Source organism: Photorhabdus aegyptia (assembly GCF_000612035.1).
Lineage (GTDB): Bacteria > Pseudomonadota > Gammaproteobacteria > Enterobacterales > Enterobacteriaceae > Photorhabdus > Photorhabdus akhurstii.
Window position 1 is genome coordinate 1 of the sequence record NZ_JFGV01000007.1, and the last position, 16185, is coordinate 16185.

Genomic DNA, 16185 nt, shown 5'->3' on the forward strand with positions numbered 1-16185 from the left:
AATGATGAATGGAACACCAATAAGAGCTAAAGATAGCTCGAAAGGAAAAGCCCAAATAGGCAATCAACGTGCTTTAGAAATGTGGAATAAAATTTTAGAGGTATAACAATGAAAAGCGAAAATAAGAGGTTTATAACTGAACCAATGAATTTTTTATTTTCAGATAATCTTTTATCAGGGGGAGTAAAAGCACCTTCTGATATTATCCTATTGGAAGATAAAGACAAATTCCTTAGATTATCATTAAGTCAAGATTTACCAGATGGATATTTAGTCTGGCAAGATCTTATAGAAAATAGCGTTGGTGAATTTTCTTTAAAAAATAACTATTCTGAAGCTGAAGATTACTTAGAAGATATTGACGAAGAATACAGTGATTTACAAGAGGAATCAATCTTGGAAAAGATCTTTGAGATATATAAAGAAGGGTTATATCCATGCGGAATGACTAAGGATGAAAAAATAGTCACCTTTAATCCAATGATATTAAAAACTGGTTGATATAGAAAACATATTCTCATGAAAAAGCCGGAAAGATCCCCGTGATCTTTCGGCTTTGTTATTTTTATACTTAAAATAAATATTTTACAGGGTTGAATTTATATATTAAATATATAGATTAAAATCTCAAAAATATAAAATAAATAATAAGATAAACAAAGGAATAATACAGGAAAATATAATATTAATGATAAATATATACATAAGCTATATTTTAGCTATTTTATTCTGTTTTCTCTCTGAAACAGCAAAAAGCCGGAATCGCTTCCGGCTGGTTTCTTTCTTACCGTGGTACATACCCACAGTAAGCCTACGTCGATTTCACTCGTTCAATGTTTGCGCCAAGTCCGCGCAACTTATCTTCAATATGTTCATAACCCCGGTCAATATGATAAATACGGTCAACAACCGTCACGCCTTCCGCAATACAACCCGCCAGAACTAAGCTCGCCGATGCGCGTAAATCCGTCGCCATGACCTGAGCACCAGATAATTTTTTAACACCATGACAAAGCACGGTGTTACTTTCAATTTCCGCATGCGCACCCATTCGAATTAATTCAGGGATATGCATGAAACGGTTTTCGAAAATAGTTTCGGTGATCATCCCAGCACCTTCCGCAACCAAATTCAGTAAGCTGAACTGTGCCTGCATGTCGGTCGGGAAACCTGGGTGCGGAGCAGTACGTAATGTCACCGCTTTAGGGCGTTTACCGTGCATATCGAGGCTTATCCAATCTTTACCAATTTCAATATCAGCACCCGCCTCACGTAATTTAGCCAATACCGCATCCAGCGTATTAGGCTGAGCATGACGGCAAACCACTTTGCCACCGGATATCGCCGCCGCAACAAGAAATGTCCCCGTTTCAATCCGATCAGGTAGTACACGATATACACCACCACCTAGACGTTCTACGCCTTCAATGGTGATATGGTCTGTGCCCGCCCCTGTAATTTTTGCACCCAAGGTATTGAGGAAATTAGCCGTATCTTCGATTTCAGGTTCACGTGCTGCGTTCTCAATAACTGTTGTCCCTTCTGCCAACGTTGCCGCGGTCATAATCGTGACTGTCGCTCCAACGCTGACTTTATCCATCACAATGCAAGCCCCTTTCAGACGTCCATTAACGGAAGCCTTGACGTAGCCCTCTTCCAGAACAATTTCAGCACCTAACTGTTCCAAACCACTGATATGCAGATCAACCGGGCGGGCGCCAATCGCACAACCACCCGGCAAAGAAACTTGTCCCTGACCAAAACGCGCCACCAAAGGACCTAACGCCCAAATAGATGCACGCATGGTTTTCACTAGCTCGTAAGGCGCACAATATTGATTCACACTGCGAGCATCCACAAATACAGAACCATTACGTTCAACTTTGGTTCCAAGGCGATTCAATAATTTGATAGTGGTATCAATATCTTTCAATTCTGGAACATTTTGCAACTCAACAGGCTCTTCAGCCAACAACGCGGCGAACAGGATTGGCAATGCAGCGTTTTTTGCCCCGGAAATAGTAACCTCACCCGACAGACGAGTAGGCCCTTTCACACGAAATTTATCCATCTGTGACGACTCTCTTTATATAATTTGCTGTTCGCAGCAAGGCAAACATATTAAAAACCGTTGAGCTTGCGATCCCGTTTCCAATCATCCGGCGTATAGGCTTTAATTGACAAGGCATGAATGCGATTATCAGCAATGTATTCCATTAAAGGCGCATAAACGGCTTGCTGCTGTTTTACCCGGCTCATGCCAGCAAACATTTCACCAACCACAATAACCTGGAAATGGCTGCCATCGCCGTTAACGATGACTTCATCCAGTGCTAATTTATCCATCAACACTTGTTTAATCTCATTAGTATCCATAATTGCTCAATGTTCTGTACCCGTCATCTTTCAAGTTGCCTCTTTGTTGGCTGCACTCTCTCACCCCGGTCACATAGTTCTCTATGCTCCCGGGGATTCGCTCCCTTGCCGCCGCGATGCATCTTGAAATCCATAGGGTATGTAGTTAGAAATAAATAATAGACAGCCATCTATCCTAATAGAATCCTGCTTATTCTTAAACTATGAAAACGCCCTTGTAATATTTCTGCTTACAAGGGCGCTGATTATACCCGTCATCTTTCAAGTTGCCTCTTTGTTGGCTGCGCTCACTCACCCCAGTCACATAGTTATCTATGCTCCCGGGGATTCGTTCCCTTGCCGTCGCGATGCATCTTGAAATCCATAGGGTATGTACAGATAATTAATGAGATTATCGGTTAGCTATCCATGATTATGTCTTGCAGATCATAGAGCGTAATCAGGGTGTTAAGCCGTTCATCAATGCCAGAAAAGCGCAATTTATCCCCTCTCTTTTGCATATGATGTTTGAAACGAACTAAAAGAGCTAACCCGGTAGAATCCACATATCCAAGTTGTGACACATTGATGCTGTCAATATCAGCCAATAATTTCTCTTTTTGCTGCCAGAGAGGAAGCAAACTATCACGATCCAAAGTGCCCTTGAGAATCAGTGTTTGCCCTGTTTTTTCCCAGATCAGACTCTCACCCATCTTATTTTTTCTCTTCCAGTGTGATTGGCTGTCGGGCGCTGATTTTAAGCTGCTTAGTCAGTCCCTCAACACCTTGCTGACGCAAGATAGAAGCCCATTCACCCTGTTTAGTCGTGATCATACTGACGCCCTCAGCAATCATATCGAATGCCTGCCAGTCGCCAGTTTTGCTGTTTTTGCGCCACTGGAAATCAAGACGGACAGGAGGACGGCCATTCGGATCGATAATATTGACACGAATAGCAACAACATTGCTGTCCCCCAACGGCTTTTCAGTGTCAATCTGGTAAGTTTGATTGTGATACATTGCTAGAGCCTGCCCATAAGCCTGTTCCAGATAAGATTCAAATGCAGCAAAATAAGCCTTGCGCTGCTCTGGAGTCGTATCTTTATAGTATTTCCCCAGAACTAACGCGCCGGCATATTTGATGTGGACATAGGGCAATAGTTCTTCCTTCACCACTTGACGCAGATAATCTGGATTTTGACGAATTTGCGACTGACTATTTTTTAAACGAGTGAAAGTCTTTTCCGCCGCGTCCTGCATCAACTTATAAGGGTTCGTTTGATCAACCGCGCTCGCCAGTGGCGCAACAATCAACAGCGCCACCATTAATAATCTCTTCAACATAATTGGTTCCTCTTAATGATATTCAGTTGCTGGCTAGGGTGTCGGTTTATGTTCAGCCCCACTTTGAGCATTATCGCCACTCTTATAAAAGAATTGGCCGATGAGATCCTCAAGTACCATTGCTGATTTAGTATCCTGTATGCGGTCACCCTCTTTCAAAATACGGGTGTCCATATCGGGATCTTCAAACCCTATATTCAGGGCAATATATTGTTCACCTAATAGGCCAGAAGTACGGATGGAAAGAGAACTGGTATCAGGGATACGGTCATACTGCTTCATAATATCCAGTGCTACTTGCGGCGTATAAGTTTTTTCATCAAGAGAGATACTTGCAACTCGGCCAATCACCACTCCCCCAATTTTTACCGGTGAGCGCACTTTCAGACCACCGATATTGTCAAAAGTTGCGTACAAACGGTAAGTTGGCTGGTTGCCTACCGATTTAATGTCTGCCACTTTTAGGCATAAAAAGATGATTGCAGCCAGTGCAATCAAGACAAAAAATCCAACCCAAATTTCACTTTTTTTGCTTTGCATTGACTTAGTTCCCGAACATGAGTGCTGTCAGCACAAAATCCAAACCTAAAACCGCTAACGACGCATGAACCACCGTTCTGGTCGTTGCTCGGCTGATCCCTTCTGAAGTAGGGATTGCATCATAACCATTGAATAGAGCGATCCAGGTCACAGTAATGGCGAAAACGACACTTTTAATAAAACAATTCAGCAAATCTTTCTGCCACTCGATAGCAGACTGCATTGAAGACCAGAAGAAGCCACTGTCAATCCCCTTCCAATCAACACCAACTATCGCTCCTCCCCAAATGCCTACCGCCACAAAAATCAAGGATAATAGCGGCATACTGATAAACCCTGCCCAGAAACGGGGAGCTATCACTCGCCGTAATGGATCTACCGCCATCATCTCCAGGCTGGAAATTTGTTCCGTGGCTTTCATCAAACCGATTTCTGCGGTCAAGGCTGATCCGGCACGGCCAGCAAACAACAGTGCCGTTACCACCGGCCCCAATTCACGCAACAGAGATATCGCCACCATCATACCAAGACTGGCTTCTGCGCTGTATGTCGTCAGTACCAGATACCCCTGTAGGCCAAGCACCATGCCAATAAACAGACCCGAAACGATAATAATCAACAATGACCGAACACCCACGCTGTAAAGTTGCTGTCGGAGTAACGGCCATTGTTTGGCGGGTTCTGGCCTGCCAATTATTGCGCGGAAAAGCATAAAACCTGCACGACCAAAAGAGGCAAATACCTCAATGGCTCGTCGGCCAAGTGCCGCCAGCGCCTGTGTTAACATTAACATCCCATTATCCTAATAACTCAGTTTTATAATCCCCGGCCGGGAAACGGAAAGGTACCGGCCCGTCAGCAATACCATCAAGAAATTGCCGTACTCGTCTATCAGAATTAGACCGCAACTGCTGCGCAGTACCCTCAGCAATAACCTGTTGTTCAGCGATAATATAAGCGTAATCTGCAATGCTCAGAACTTCCGGTACATCGTGGGAAACCACTACACAAGTCACACCAAGCGCCTTATTCAGTTCATCAATCAACTTCACCAAAACCCCCATCGTAATTGGGTCCTGGCCAACAAAAGGCTCATCAAACATAATCAGATCAGGATCAAGTGCAATCGCACGAGCCAGAGCCGCTCGCCTTGCCATACCACCGGAAAGTTCGGAAGGCATCAAATTGGCGGCGCCACGTAACCCTACAGCCTCTAATTTCATCATTACAGTAGTCTGTATAATTTCCTCAGGCAGATTCGTATGTTCACGCAGCGGAAAAGCGACGTTCTCAAAGACACTGAGATCAGTGAATAATGCCCCAGATTGAAACAGCATACTCATCTTCTTGCGAGCAACATACAGGCGCGAACGGGATAAAACAGGAATATTGTCGCCATCAAACCAGATTTCTCCGCGTTCAGGACGTAACTGACCGCCAATCAATCGTAATAGTGTCGTTTTCCCTATCCCAGAAGGCCCCATAATTGCAGTGACTTTCCCTCTAGGCACAACTAGATTAATATCAGCAAAAATCGAACGGTTACCACGGGTAAAATACATACCACGGATCTCGATGAGATTTGCTGTCTGTTGGTTCATTATTGATAGCCCTTAACGGTTAATAAATTGGCTTTAATATTTGGTTCACATATTAATCACATATACTACAAAAAAACTGGAGAATTTTCGCCATTAATGTGATGACAAATTTTACTTTTCTATCCGCCGCCGTCAGAATATACCCCATCTAACTGGGCAGGCAATTTTTGTTTAGAAAATCAACCAGCGTTAACATTAATTCGGAATATACCTTACAAGGGACGCTTCATGCTTCTGACCTTTTTACTTTTAATTACCGGATTGATTTTACTGGTATATGGTTCCGATAGATTAGTATATGGTGCTGCAATTTTTGCCCGTACTCTGGGGCTGCCTCCATTTATTATTGGTATTACCATTGTTGGCATTGGAACTTCCCTGCCCGAATTAATGGTTTCAGTTACTGCAATGCTAGATAGTCAACCTGATATGGCGGTGGGTAATGTTATTGGTTCCAACATTACTAATCTGCTGCTGATAACCGGTGCTGCCGCATTTATTCGCCCAATGATAGTAAAATCAGATATTTTGCGGCAGGAGCTGCTGTTGATGCTGCTGCTCACCGCCTTCTGTGGTTATTTGATGAGTGATAACTATCTCAGCCGGATGGATGGATTGGTATTGCTCACTTCCGCCATAGTGTATATTTTCCTGATGATCAAAATGGTTGCTCTACCACGCCGTGCCGAAACGGATATTTACACGCAGGAACAGGCCGCCGAATTACCGGTAGAAGGCAATAAACACATTGCCCTACTTTGGATTCTATTAGGGTTACTTATTTTACCTATGGCAACTCGCATGGTCATTGATAATGCAACTGTTATTGCCCGCATTTATGGTATTAGTGAATTAGTTATCGGGCTTACTGTACTTGCGGTCGGTACCAGCCTGCCAGAATTAGCAACCTCGATCGCCGCCGCATTCAAAGGAGAAGATGACATTGCATTCGGGAATATTATAGGTTCAAATATATTCAATATATCAATTGTTTTGGGCCTTCCCGCATTACTCTCACCAGCAGCTATTTCGCCTGAATCTTTCCATCGTGACTTTTGGGTAATGATGGTAGCCAGCACAATATTTACTGCATTTTGTTTGGGTCGTAAACATCGATTAAACCGATTTAAAGGTGTCTTGTTATTGAGCTGCTTTATCGCTTATTTTATCGTACTGTTTATTTCCGATTACAACATTGAATAAACACGAATAAGTAGGAAAAAGAAATGCCTAAGATTGATTTTCAGCAAGCGGGTAAAAAAGTATTAGATATAGAACGTGATGGATTGGCAGAACTTGAACAATATATTAATGAAGATTTTGCCCGTACCTGTGAACTGATGTTCAACTGCGAAGGTAAAGTGATTGTCATGGGGATGGGCAAATCCGGCCACATTGGGTGTAAAATTGCTGCAACTTTCGCCAGCACCGGTACTCCATCCTTTTTCGTTCATCCGGGAGAAGCCAGCCACGGCGACCTCGGCATGATTACACCTAAAGATATTGTTTTAGCTATCTCAAATTCTGGTGAGTCCAGTGAAATTTTGTCACTGATCCCGGCATTAAAACGCCAAAAAATTCCGCTTATCTGCATGACTAATAATTACCACAGTAGTATGGGGAAAGCCGCGGATATCCACCTGTGTATCAAAGTTCCACAGGAAGCCTGTCCGCTAGGTTTGGCTCCTACAACCAGTACTACTGCAACCTTGGTTATGGGCGATGCTTTAGCGGTCGCATTGCTCCAGGCACGCGGCTTTACCGCTGAAGATTTCGCCCTATCACATCCAGGCGGCACTCTTGGACGCAAACTTTTGCTACTGGTGAGTGATTTGATGAATACAGGCGATAATATTCCAAAAGTTCATCGTGATGCGTCCTTACGCGAAGCATTACTCGAAATCACCCGGCAAAAATTGGGTATGACCGTCATTTGCGATGAAAATATGTATATTGATGGTATTTTTACTGATGGTGACTTGCGGCGAGTGTTTGATATGGGAGTCGATTTGTACACTGTCAAAATTTCAGATGTTATGACAACAGGTGGTATCCGTATCAAACCGCATGCCCTTGCAGTTGATGCATTGAATCTAATGCAGTCACACCATATCACCTCCTTACTGGTCGCAGAGGAAAATAAATTGCTTGGGGTATTACATATGCATGACCTGCTACAAGCTGGTGTGGTTTAACCGGAGAAAACGCCTTAATGAGCCAATTAGTTTATTTGAACACCTGTTATGGTCCAGTTAGTAAAGATGTTATTGAAAAAGCCCGTAAAATCCGCTTGTTGATTTGCGACGTTGACGGTGTTCTGTCCGATGGCCTGATATATATGGGCAATAACGGTGAAGAGTTAAAAACATTTAATGTTCGAGATGGTTACGGAATTCGCTGCTTAATTACTTCAGGTATCGAAGTCGCTATTATTACCGGCCGTACAGCGAAATTGCTGGAAGATCGAGCAAACACACTAGGGATTACACATCTTTACCAAGGACAGAGTGATAAGGTTTTGGCGTACAAAGAATTGTTAGATAAACTGGGATTAAAACCAGAACAGGTTGCTTACATCGGTGATGATCTGATTGATTGGCCGGTCATGGAACAAGTGGGGTTATCTGTCGCTGTGGCAGATGCACATCCATTACTCTTACCAAAAGCGCATTATGTCACCCAAATTGCCGGGGGACGCGGTGCGGTAAGGGAACTTTGTGATTTGGTGCTTTTTGCTCAGAATAAGCTGGAAGAGGCCAAAGGATTATCAATATAGTAGGTTGAAGTGAAACGAGAATGGATAGAATCAAATCCTGGTTGGTGATAACTCTGGTATTAATCATCCTGGCATTAATTGGCTGGAACTTGTCTGATTCAGATGAGACTAAATCATCTTCTGCTACAGATAACAGTCAGCCAACCTATCAAAGTCAGGATGCCATAACTTTTGTTTATGACCCTACGGGGAAACTGACGTATAAACTGGTCGCTGATGACGTCCAAAATTATGCAGAGTCAAAACTTACCTGGTTTACCAAACCAGTGTTAATTACTTATGACTCAAATGCCATTGCTACATGGACAGTTCGTGCTAACAAAGCCAAACTGACTAATGACAAAATGCTCTATCTTTACGGAGACGTACAGGTTGACAGTCTGACTAATACGTCACAATTACAACGTATTACCACAGATAACGCTATCATCAACCTGGTCACTCAGGATGTTTCATCTGACAATCAGGTCACACTGATTGGTGTCGGGCTAAAATCCGTCGGTATGAAAATGCGTGGCAATCTGCGGAACAAAACCGCTGAACTGATTGAAAAGGTTAACACCTACTATGAAATCCAACATGAAAAACAGAATCCGTAATGCTTTTATTGCCAGCGCCATCTTTGCAGTCAGCCTTCCTGCTCTGGCACTGAAAGATGACACCCAGAAACCTATTTCTATCGATTCTGTTAAACAAGCCCTTGACATGACAGGGAACACTGCCACATTTACAGAAGATGTGATCGTTAAACAAGGTTCTATCGATATCCGCGCTGACAAAGTTGTTGTAACTCGTCCAGATGGCGACTCTAAGAAAATGATTATTGAGGCATTTGGTAATCCAGTCACTTTCTATCAGCTGCAGGACAATGGCAAACCAATCAAGGGCCGCGGTTCCAAAATGCGTTACGAAATGGATAAAGAGCTGGTTACACTGACTGGCAATGCCTATTTGGAACAGCTAGACAGCAATATAAAAGGCGATCGTATCACCTATCTAGTCCCAACTCAGCAGATGGAAGCGTTTAGTGATAAAGGTAAACGAGTGACCACCGTCCTACTCCCTTCTCAGTTACAAGAAGAAGGCCCTGGGGCTAACAACAAGAGTAAATAACGATATATGGCAATACTAAACGCAGAAAACCTGGCAAAAGCTTACAAAGGCCGTAAGGTCGTTGAAAATGTCAGCCTAAATGTAAATTCCGGCGAAATTGTTGGCCTGCTTGGTCCGAACGGCGCCGGGAAAACGACGACTTTCTATATGGTCGTCGGTATCGTTTCACGGGATGCCGGGACAATCACCATTGATAATGAAGATATCAGCCTGCTGCCACTTCACGAACGGGCACGCCGTGGTATTGGTTATTTGCCTCAGGAAGCTTCTATTTTCCGTCGCCTAAGCGTATTCGATAACCTGATGGCTGTATTGGAGATCCGCCAGGATCTGACTCAAGAGCAACGAAAAGAACGTGCCGAAGAGCTGATGGAAGAGTTCCATATTAGCCATCTACGTGACAGTCTTGGTCAATCGCTTTCTGGAGGTGAACGCCGCCGCGTAGAGATTGCCAGAGCGCTCGCAGCCAATCCTAAATTTATTTTGCTGGATGAGCCTTTTGCCGGCGTAGATCCTATCTCGGTCATCGATATCAAGAAGATCATTCAGCATTTGAGAGATTATGGGCTAGGGGTCCTTATCACAGACCACAATGTCCGTGAAACATTGGATGTATGCGAACGTGCTTATATTGTCAGCCAAGGGCATCTGATTGCTCACGGCACACCTAATGATATTCTTAATAATGAACAGGTGAAGCGCGTTTATTTAGGCGAAGGTTTCCGGCTCTAATTAGCCAGGAGAATTGATTTAACGCTATGAAGCAAAGTTTGCAACTCAGGCTTAGTCAGCAACTGGCTATGACACCACAGCTCCAACAAGCTATTCGTTTGTTGCAACTTTCTACGCTTGAACTCCAGCAGGAAATACAACAAGCGCTAGAAATGAACCCTTTGCTTGAACAGGATGAAGATCATCAGGAAATCAGCAATCAGGAACTTCCCGATAATGAAACGGAAGCGATGGATACGCTTGATGCCTTGCAACAAAAGGATATGCCAGACGAGTTACCCCTGGATGCCAGTTGGGATGAAATTTACACCGCTGGCACACCTTCCGGGACACGTAACGACTATAACGACGACGAACTGCCGCTTTACCAAGGTGAAACCGTTCAAACCTTACAAGACTACTTGATGTGGCAGGCAGAGCTAACCTCCTTCACGGAAACCGATGCGGCCATTGCGACATCAATCATTGATGCCGTAGATGACACTGGCTATCTCACTGTGCCATTAGAAGATATCCTTGCCAGCATTGGCGACGATCAACTCACCCTGGCAGAAGTAGAAGCGGTGCTAAAACAGATACAACATTTCGATCCTATCGGTGTCGCCGCTCGTGATTTAAAAGATTGTCTACTGGTACAGCTATCAATGCTTCCGCCAGAAACACCTTATCTGAAAGAGGCGCAACTGATCGTTTGCGAACATCTGGAGCTATTAGGTCATCGGGATTTCCGCAATTTAATCCGTCTGAGTCATTTGAAAGAAGATACTCTGAAAGAAGTCATCAGTTTAATCCAGTCACTTGAACCAAAGCCCGGTCTGGCAATAAACACCAGCGAATCTGAATACGTCATCCCCGATGTACTAGTTCGAAAAGAGAGCGAATACTGGCAAGTAGAATTAAATACAGATAGTATCCCCCGTTTACACATTAATCAGCATTATGCAGAGCTTGGGCAACATACACGCAATGAAAGTGACAGTCAGTTTATCCGTAATAACCTACAAGAGGCTAGATGGCTTATCAAAAGCCTGGAAAGCCGGAATGATACTTTGCTGAAAGTTGCGCGTTGCATTGTAGAACAGCAACAGGAATTTTTTGAGCATGGTGAAGAACATATGAAACCTATGGTTTTAGCTGACATTGCTTTCCAGGTTGATATGCATGAATCCACCATTTCCAGGGTGACTACCCAAAAATTCCTGCACAGCTCACGTGGTATTTTTGAATTGAAGTATTTTTTCTCCAGCCATGTCAATACAGAAAGTGGAGGCGAAGCCTCTTCAACTGCAATACGGGCTTTGGTGAAAAAACTGGTAGCAGCGGAAAACCCCGCCAAACCATTAAGTGACAGCAAACTGACGAGCATGCTAGCCGATCAAGGCATCATGGTTGCCCGACGGACTGTCACAAAATATCGAGAGTCGTTATCCATTCCGCCATCAAACCAACGTAAGCGTCTGGTTTGAAATGAACAGAGAAGGAAGACAATATGCAACTCAAAATAACCGGCCACAATATTGAAATTACTGATGCATTACGCGACATTATCACTGCAAAATGCAGCAAGCTGGATCAATATTTCGACAGGATCAACCTGACTCAGGTAATCCTCCGAGTGGAAAAGGTACAACAAATCGCCGAAGCTACTGTACACATTAACGGAGGTGAGTTGCACGCATCATCAGAACATGAAGATATGTATGCAGCAATTGATGGACTGGTCGATAAACTAGCGCGTCAATTAACCAAACATAAAGACAAACTGAGACATCATTAACAGTTATTTAACAAAGAATGTAGTAACAACAGCAGAATATTGCTGTAAAACAGTGCGCAAATACCGGATGTCACAGATATTCTATGGCATCCGGTATCAATGAGGCACCTAAGTGAATAGAAAAAATGAATAATCAAGCAGATTTACTACTAAGTTCTGTGCTTTCTCTCGCATGTACGCGCAATAATGTACATTGTTCGAGCAAAAAACGGGCTTTAGAGATTATCAGTGAGCTAGCATCTCAGCAGCTTAAGTTACCAGAAAATGTCGTATTCGAAGCAATATTAACCAGAGAAAAAGTAGGTACTACTGGAATTGGCAGTGGTATTGCTATCCCTCACGGTAAGTTAGATGCAGAAAGTTCAGATCAAGCAGTCGGCGTTTTCCTAAATCTGGAACAGCCCATTGCTTTTGATGCGATTGATAATCAACCAGTTGATTTGCTGTTTGCTTTACTGGTTCCAAATGATCAATGCCAGACGCACTTACACACATTGTCATTGATCGCCAAACGTCTTGCAGATAAAAACCTCTGCCGCCGTTTAAGATCGGCACAAAGTGATGAAGAATTATACTCAATTATCACTGAATAACTGTTGCAGTGCATGGAGAGCAACAGATAAGAGTGGCTCATAATAACCACTGAGAAATTAAGGGGAGTCGCCTCATGGTGCTGATGATAGTCAGTGGCCGTTCCGGTTCAGGTAAATCCGTTGCCTTGCGCGCACTGGAAGACATGGGTTTTTATTGTGTAGACAACTTGCCGGTAGTATTACTACCGGAATTAGCAAATACGTTGTCTGACCGCGATATTTCCGCCGCGGTGAGTATTGATGTAAGAAACATGCCGGAATCCCCTGAGGTTTTCGAAGAAGCCTTGACTAAACTACCAGCGAGTTTCTCACCGCAATTACTGTTTCTTGACGCTGACCGTAACACATTGATCCGCCGTTATAGCGACACCCGCCGTCTGCATCCGCTATCAAGCAAAAATCTTTCTCTGGAAAGCGCGATTGATCAAGAAAGTGATCTGCTGGAACCCCTTCGTTCAAGAGCAGATCTGATTATCGACACTTCCGAAATGTCAGTTCATGAATTGGCTGAGATGCTAAGAACGCGTCTGCTAGGCAAACGGGAACGTGAGTTGACAATGGTGTTTGAGTCTTTCGGCTTCAAGCATGGCATTCCAATTGATGCCGACTATGTTTTTGACGTACGTTTCTTACCAAACCCACACTGGGACCCTAAATTACGGCCAATGACCGGCCTTGATCGTCCCGTAGCCGCTTTCCTCGACCGTCATACGGAAGTGCATAACTTTATCTATCAAACCCGCAGTTATCTTGAACTCTGGCTGCCTATGCTTGAAACCAATAACCGCAGCTATCTGACCGTAGCTATTGGTTGTACCGGTGGTAAACATCGTTCCGTTTACGTGGCAGAACAGTTGGCCGATTATTTCCGCTCCCGAGGAAAAAACGTACAGTCGCGCCACCGTACTCTCGAAAAGCGAAAATAAATAATGACTGTCAAGCAGAGGCTTGAAATCAAAAATCGGCTGGGAATGCACGCCCGGCCAGCAATGAAGCTGTATGATTTAGTACAGCTCTTTGAGTCTCATGTTGTTTTACGCAATGATAGCCATGTTGAAGCCGAAGCTAGCAGTGTAATTGCTATGCTGATGCTGGATTCAGAAAAAGGCAGCTATATTGAAGTTGAAGCCAGCGGCCCAGATGAAGAACAAGCTCTTACAGCCATTATTAACCTATTTAATTCGGGATTTGACGAAGAATAACGTTGCTCACTCACCTATGGATTACCATGTCCTTCACTGTTTTCATTAGCAGCGCAAAACAGTTCGTGATCATGATCTCTTTCTTTTCCAGTAAGAACAGCCTACTATCAGGTTAATCATTTTAAATAACACCCCCCTCCTCATGGTGCGGGGTGTTATTTTGTGTTGGAGTCCATTTGGAGTGTGGTATGACTAAACCAGCAATTATCATCAACGAATTAGACGCAGAACGTTTAGATTCCCTGTTGGAACAGCCAGCGTTTGCAGATACTAGTATCGCTGACGCTTTGAATGAGGAGCTGGATCGTGCAGAGATTGTACCTCCAGCAGAAATTCCATCAGATGTTGTAACAATGAACAGCCGGGTTCGTTTTCTTGACCTGACAAGCAATGAAGAGCGGGTACGTACTTTAGTTTATCCAGCGTCACTGCAAGACAGTTCAGATCAGCTTTCTGTTATGGCTCCTTTAGGGGCTGCATTATTGGGCCTTCGTATCGGCGACGAAATCAGTTGGGCATTGCCAAACGGCGAAGAAACCCGAGTCAAAGTATTAGAATTACTTTACCAACCAGAAGCTGCCGGTGAGCTCCACCGTTAATTCAGCCAGCCCATTCGTCCGGGCTGACTAAGATAATCGGAAACGAGTATCTCTTATTGACCAGCGATACTCATTTCCGGTAGTAAGACTGAACCGCACTGGATATTACTGCGAGTTTCAATATCATTCCCGATAGTAACCATATTAGCCCACATATCTTTCAGATTGCCCGCAATAGTAATCTCACTGACAGGATACTGAATCTCACCATTTTCTACCCAAAAACCAGCGGCACCACGGGAATAATCGCCGGTTACTGCACTGACTCCCTGCCCCATCAGTTCAGTGACCACTAACCCTGTTCCCATCTGACGCAGCAAATCTGCAAAATCCTGACCTTGCCCTGCAATGCACCAATTATGAATTCCACCTGCATGGCCGGTACTTGCCATTCCTAGCTTACGGGCAGAATAACTTGTCAGAAGCCAGGTCTGTAATACGCCATCCTTGATAATATCCCGATTACTGGTAGAAACACCTTCACTATCAAATGGAGAAGATGCTAAACCTGCCAGCAAATGTGGCCGCTCTTCAATTGTCAGCCATGATGGCAGGATTTGTTTGCCCAGATGATCAAGCAGGAAAGAGGATTTCCGGTAAATACTGCTACCACTGATAGCGCCAACCAGATGACCGAAAAGACCTGTTGCAACCTCCGCAGCAAACAACACCGGCGCTTTCATGGTCGGTAATTTACGTGGCGACAAACGAGATAACACACGACGAGCACACTCCTGCCCAACCCATTCTGGCGATTTTAAATCTTCAAAACGACGACTAATGGTATACGCATAGTCCCGTTCCATATCGCCATCAAGTTCAGCAATCACACAACTCGACATAGAATGACGGCTGGAGCAATAGCTTTGCAACATACCGTGGCTGTTACCAAACACTCTAATGCCATAATGGCTGTTAAAACTGCTGCCTTCGGTATTGGTAATACGTTTATCGGCCTGTAATGCCGCTTGCTCTGCACGAGCTGCTAGTTCAATCGCGTTATCAGCATCCAATTCTGTTGGATGGAACAGGTCAAGATCTGGCGCTTCAAACGCCAATAACGCTTTATCTGCCGGGCCTGCACATGGGTCCTGAGAGGTATAACGAGCGATATCAATCGCAGCCTGAACAGTACGAGCAATAGCATCCGGGCTTAAATCTGTTGATGATGCGCTACCTTTACGTTGCTGATGGTAGACGGTAATCCCCAATGCGCCATCACTATTGAATTCTACATTTTCTATTTCACCAAAGCGGGTGCTGACACTAATACCCGTTGTTTTATTAACCGCGACCTCCGCAGCATCACAACCCGCTTTTGCCAGCTCTAGTGCCTGTGAAACTGCATTTTCCAGTTGTTTGCGTTGTTCCGCAATTTGATCCGTGATTTTCATTACTTACCCGTAATTTGATGAATAAAGGGAAAATCTGTCGGGAAAACAGGACCTTTTTATCCACACAATTAATGCCGAGTGGTAATCAGGCGTTTTTCCCAGTTACAATACACAATATTAGGATGTTAACACCCACCGGGCTACAGGTCATGCACCAAA

General features: G+C 44.0%; 21 protein-coding genes. 13 read left to right on the forward strand and 8 right to left on the reverse strand.

From position 1 onward, the window contains the following. Positions 1–108: 108 nt before the first annotated feature. Complete coding sequence (locus BA1DRAFT_RS02920; RefSeq protein ID WP_036775968.1) at positions 109–501, forward strand: hypothetical protein; 393 nt, start codon at positions 109–111, stop codon at positions 499–501. Between the two features lie 310 nt (positions 502–811). Here the strand turns inward: BA1DRAFT_RS02920 and murA are convergent, their stop codons facing one another. From murA to mlaF, 7 genes are all read right to left on the reverse strand, one after another. Further along, on the reverse strand, positions 812–2071 hold the full coding sequence (murA, locus tag BA1DRAFT_RS02925; RefSeq protein WP_036775969.1) for a UDP-N-acetylglucosamine 1-carboxyvinyltransferase: 1260 nt from the start codon (positions 2069–2071) through the stop codon (positions 812–814). A 50-nt stretch (positions 2072–2121) separates the two neighbouring features. Continuing rightward, the gene (gene ibaG, locus BA1DRAFT_RS02930; protein ID WP_011148158.1) at positions 2122–2376 is read right to left on the reverse strand and encodes a BolA family iron metabolism protein IbaG; all 255 of its coding nucleotides are present in this window, start codon (positions 2374–2376) and stop codon (positions 2122–2124) included. A 398-nt stretch (positions 2377–2774) separates the two neighbouring features. Next, positions 2775–3068, reverse strand: coding sequence for a lipid asymmetry maintenance protein MlaB (gene mlaB, locus BA1DRAFT_RS02935; RefSeq protein ID WP_036775971.1), 294 nt, complete (start codon positions 3066–3068; stop codon positions 2775–2777). A gap of 1 nt (position 3069) precedes the next feature. Then, entirely contained in the window at positions 3070–3699 is a 630-nt protein-coding gene (gene mlaC, locus BA1DRAFT_RS02940) for a phospholipid-binding protein MlaC (protein WP_036775972.1), read from the reverse strand. Positions 3700–3732: 33 nt separating this feature from the next. Further along, positions 3733–4239, reverse strand: a complete 507-nt coding sequence (gene mlaD, locus BA1DRAFT_RS02945; protein ID WP_036775974.1) for an outer membrane lipid asymmetry maintenance protein MlaD — start codon at positions 4237–4239, stop codon at positions 3733–3735. A 4-nt stretch (positions 4240–4243) separates the two neighbouring features. Continuing rightward, positions 4244–5026, reverse strand: coding sequence for a lipid asymmetry maintenance ABC transporter permease subunit MlaE (gene mlaE / locus BA1DRAFT_RS02950; RefSeq protein ID WP_036776080.1), 783 nt, complete (start codon positions 5024–5026; stop codon positions 4244–4246). A 10-nt stretch (positions 5027–5036) separates the two neighbouring features. Further along, positions 5037–5840: a phospholipid ABC transporter ATP-binding protein MlaF gene (gene mlaF, locus BA1DRAFT_RS02955; RefSeq protein ID WP_036775976.1), complete on the reverse strand. Its 804-nt coding sequence runs from the start codon at positions 5838–5840 to the stop codon at positions 5037–5039. Positions 5841–6068: 228 nt separating this feature from the next. Between mlaF and BA1DRAFT_RS02960 the strand changes: the two genes are divergently transcribed. The 12 genes from BA1DRAFT_RS02960 (at position 6069) to rnk (ending at position 14632) form a co-directional block, all read left to right on the forward strand. Beyond that, a complete protein-coding gene (locus BA1DRAFT_RS02960) occupies positions 6069–7043 on the forward strand; it encodes a calcium/sodium antiporter (protein WP_036775977.1) in 975 nt (324 codons plus the stop codon). 23 nt (positions 7044–7066) lie between these two features. Beyond that, complete coding sequence (gene kdsD / locus BA1DRAFT_RS02965) at positions 7067–8035, forward strand: arabinose-5-phosphate isomerase KdsD (protein ID WP_036775979.1); 969 nt, start codon at positions 7067–7069, stop codon at positions 8033–8035. A 17-nt stretch (positions 8036–8052) separates the two neighbouring features. Next, a complete protein-coding gene (gene kdsC, locus BA1DRAFT_RS02970) occupies positions 8053–8616 on the forward strand; it encodes a 3-deoxy-manno-octulosonate-8-phosphatase KdsC (RefSeq protein WP_036775980.1) in 564 nt (187 codons plus the stop codon). 20 nt (positions 8617–8636) lie between these two features. After that, on the forward strand, positions 8637–9215 hold the full coding sequence (gene lptC / locus BA1DRAFT_RS02975; RefSeq protein ID WP_036775982.1) for an LPS export ABC transporter periplasmic protein LptC: 579 nt from the start codon (positions 8637–8639) through the stop codon (positions 9213–9215). Further along, entirely contained in the window at positions 9196–9729 is a 534-nt protein-coding gene (gene lptA, locus BA1DRAFT_RS02980; RefSeq protein WP_036775984.1) for a lipopolysaccharide ABC transporter substrate-binding protein LptA, read from the forward strand. The genes lptC and lptA overlap by 20 nt, the downstream gene beginning before the upstream one ends. 6 nt (positions 9730–9735) lie before the next feature. Then, positions 9736–10461 (forward strand): LPS export ABC transporter ATP-binding protein, encoded by a 726-nt coding sequence (gene lptB / locus BA1DRAFT_RS02985; RefSeq protein WP_036775985.1) that lies wholly within the window; start codon positions 9736–9738, stop codon positions 10459–10461. A 26-nt stretch (positions 10462–10487) separates the two neighbouring features. Continuing rightward, positions 10488–11927, forward strand: a complete 1440-nt coding sequence (gene rpoN / locus BA1DRAFT_RS02990) for an RNA polymerase factor sigma-54 (protein WP_036775987.1) — start codon at positions 10488–10490, stop codon at positions 11925–11927. Positions 11928–11950: 23 nt separating this feature from the next. Further along, positions 11951–12238, forward strand: a complete 288-nt coding sequence (hpf, locus tag BA1DRAFT_RS02995) for a ribosome hibernation promoting factor (RefSeq protein ID WP_036775988.1) — start codon at positions 11951–11953, stop codon at positions 12236–12238. A 125-nt stretch (positions 12239–12363) separates the two neighbouring features. Continuing rightward, positions 12364–12831: a PTS IIA-like nitrogen regulatory protein PtsN gene (gene ptsN, locus BA1DRAFT_RS03000; protein WP_036775990.1), complete on the forward strand. Its 468-nt coding sequence runs from the start codon at positions 12364–12366 to the stop codon at positions 12829–12831. A gap of 74 nt (positions 12832–12905) precedes the next feature. Further along, the gene (gene rapZ / locus BA1DRAFT_RS03005; RefSeq protein WP_036775991.1) at positions 12906–13757 is read left to right on the forward strand and encodes an RNase adapter RapZ; all 852 of its coding nucleotides are present in this window, start codon (positions 12906–12908) and stop codon (positions 13755–13757) included. A 3-nt stretch (positions 13758–13760) separates the two neighbouring features. Next, entirely contained in the window at positions 13761–14033 is a 273-nt protein-coding gene (gene npr, locus BA1DRAFT_RS03010; RefSeq protein ID WP_036775992.1) for a PTS phosphocarrier protein NPr, read from the forward strand. A gap of 188 nt (positions 14034–14221) precedes the next feature. Next, positions 14222–14632 (forward strand): nucleoside diphosphate kinase regulator, encoded by a 411-nt coding sequence (rnk, locus tag BA1DRAFT_RS03015; protein WP_036775993.1) that lies wholly within the window; start codon positions 14222–14224, stop codon positions 14630–14632. A gap of 53 nt (positions 14633–14685) precedes the next feature. Here the strand turns inward: rnk and pmbA are convergent, their stop codons facing one another. Beyond that, positions 14686–16026, reverse strand: a complete 1341-nt coding sequence (pmbA, locus tag BA1DRAFT_RS03020) for a metalloprotease PmbA (RefSeq protein ID WP_036775994.1) — start codon at positions 16024–16026, stop codon at positions 14686–14688. Between the last annotated feature and the right edge of the window lie 159 nt (positions 16027–16185).